General features: G+C 67.9%; 3 protein-coding genes. All 3 read right to left on the bottom strand.

Translation table 11 applies throughout. The features are described 5' to 3' along the window. Positions 1–237: hypothetical protein (locus tag ACTNC3_RS11330; RefSeq protein WP_441227494.1), on the bottom strand; the 237-nt coding region annotated here is incomplete at its 3' end. Positions 238–262: 25 nt separating this feature from the next. Further along, positions 263–1030: a hypothetical protein gene (locus ACTNC3_RS11325; RefSeq protein ID WP_441085565.1), complete on the bottom strand. Its 768-nt coding sequence runs from the start codon at positions 1028–1030 to the stop codon at positions 263–265. A 52-nt stretch (positions 1031–1082) separates the two neighbouring features. Further along, positions 1083–1542, bottom strand: a 460-nt coding sequence (locus tag ACTNC3_RS11320; RefSeq protein ID WP_441227493.1) for a hypothetical protein, incomplete at its 5' end; no start/stop codon positions are given.

Raw genomic sequence — 1542 nt, 5'->3', positions numbered from 1 at the left:
GTCGTGGGCGGCCCACGCGACGAGCCACGCCGCTGCCCGCTCCGAGGCAGCCAGGGCTAACCCGGCCAGACCCCACACCGATGCCCGCACATGCCCGGCGGTGGCGATCGCGACCACGCCGGCAGCGACCCATAGGGCGGCTCGTAGCCAGTCGGGCAGGTCGATCAGCTCGGCACGGGCTGGGACGCCAGCATCGAGCAGTGACACCCCGATCAGCACCCACAGGACGCCGAGCATGAGCATCGCTGTCCGACGAGACACGTCAGGACACCACGTCAAAGCCCTGGCGCTGGCCGAGACGGGCCAGCGTCACCCGGCCAGGGATACCATCAGCGGCGCGGCCACGGTACCCGAGCCAGTGCTGCCAGTACGCATACGCCTCCGTCGTCCGAGGCCCCCACCACCCATCAGCAGGGCCTACGGTGCGGATATTCTCGGCGAGCAGCGCCCGCTGCACGGTGCGCACGTGCTCGGACACTGAGCGCCGACGGCGGCGGGCCTGGGTCTGCACATCAGCCAGCGACACCCGAGGCCGCGACGGCGGCGCGGGTTTCGGCGCGGGGGGTTTCGGGGCGGGTTTCGGTGCGAGGATCTGCTGCACAGTCGGCACCGGCACCGCCGGATAGCCCAGCGGTGCGTTGCTTTTGAGCCCGTTGCGCCCATCCAGATAGGAGGTGACCTGGCGTGCGGCCGATGCAGCCAGATGCGGGCAGCCCCGCCACACCACATGACCATGCGACGGCCACAGCCCGAGAATGCGGGTCCGGGGAAAAGCGATCGCGGCCCCCGCCGCCCATGCCCGCCGCTTCGCGTCGGTGTCGGTCAGTGAGTATCGGACATCGATCACCCCGCCACCCGCGTGAGTGCCAGCCGACGCAGACACACTCGTGGAGTACGCACCCTGCGTGATCAGCCCCGACAGGTCGCGCTTGATCGCCCCAATTTTGCGCAGCTCAGCCTCAATCAGGGGTGCAGTGTCGATGATGCACGAGCACACCGTGCGATCGTACAGAGTCGGATTCTCGGGCATGATGTTCTCCTATTCGGGTGCGCAGCCGCTGACGACTGTGGGCGAGGGGGCGCTATTTCCAGCTCCCGATGGCTGTGGCGGCGATGTAGGTGGCGGTGCCCGCTGCACGCGAGTAGGCGTCGAGTGCGCGCAGCGTGGCTTGTGTTGAGTACGTTTCTTTGACAGTCCCCCATGATGCTGAGGTGCCCGACTGGAATCGGGAGCAGGTGATTGTGGGGGTGTCGTTGAATGCTGCGGGGTAGGTCCATGTCCACTCGCTCGTGAACAGCGGCCCGTAGGGGCTGGTGATAGCGATATCGGTGCGGGTTGTGGAGATCCAGCAGATTTGGGTTCCGTCGGCGAACCGGACCCATCGGCCAGATGGACCCGACCCGCTCATGGCGACCCCGCCCAGAGCGTTCTCCACACCCTGGGCGAGCACCGCCATATCGGCGGGCACATTGTTGGCGTCCGGGAGTTCGGGGGTGCGTAGACCGTAGATGGGAGACGGCCCCAACCCCCCACCCCCCCCC

The organism is Oribacterium sp. HCP3S3_B9, assembly GCF_052064255.1.
Classification (GTDB): domain Bacteria; phylum Bacillota; class Clostridia; order Lachnospirales; family Lachnospiraceae; genus Oribacterium.
This window is presented reverse-complemented; position numbering and strand designations above follow the sequence as displayed.